Origin of the sequence: Mesorhizobium sp. M4A.F.Ca.ET.050.02.1.1, assembly GCF_003997725.1 — a bacterium.
Lineage (GTDB): Bacteria > Pseudomonadota > Alphaproteobacteria > Rhizobiales > Rhizobiaceae > Mesorhizobium.
This window is the reverse complement of sequence record NZ_RZSG01001404.1, coordinates 1-632: the sequence shown is the minus strand read 5'-3', so window position 1 is coordinate 632 and position 632 is coordinate 1. Positions and strand designations below refer to the sequence as shown.

Genomic DNA, 632 nt, shown 5'->3' with positions numbered 1-632 from the left:
GATCAAGGTCAGCCTGGCCGCGATCAACCCTTCCGACGTCGCCTTCATCAAGGGGCAGTATGGCCAGCCGCGGGTCAAGGGCCAGCCGGCCGGCTTCGAGGGCGTTGGCAGCGTCGCCGCGACCGGCGGCGAGCCTTATGCTGCGGGCCTCGCCGGCAAGCGCGTCGCCTTCGCCACCGGCCTTTCGAACTGGGGCGCCTGGGCCGACTATGCGGTCGCGGAAGCGGCGTCCTGCATCCCGCTCCTCGACACGGTGCGCGACGAGGATGCGGCGGCGATGATCGTCAACCCGCTCACCGCGCTCGCCATGTTCGACATCGTCAAGCAGGACGGCGAGAAGGCCTTTATCATGACAGCCGGCGCCAGCCAGCTCTGCAAGCTGATAGCGGGCCTCGCCAAGGAAGAGGGCTACAGGCCGATCGTCACGGTGCGCCGCGACGAGCAGATCCCGCTACTCAAGGAGGTCGGCGCGACCCATGTGCTCAATGAGAAGGCCGCGGATTTCGAGGCCACGCTCATCGAGGTGATCAAGGCCGAGCAGCCGCGCATCTTCCTCGACGCGGTCACCGGGCCGCTGGCCTCGGCCATCTTCAACGCCATGCCGAAGCGCTCGCGGTGGATCGTCTATGGCC

Annotated in this window: 1 protein-coding gene; it reads left to right on the top strand. The window is 67.7% G+C overall.

The genetic code is table 11. The features are described from left to right. A partial coding sequence (locus tag EOA33_RS37795; protein WP_145989607.1) for a zinc-binding dehydrogenase occupies window positions 1–632 on the top strand: 632 nt, incomplete at both ends.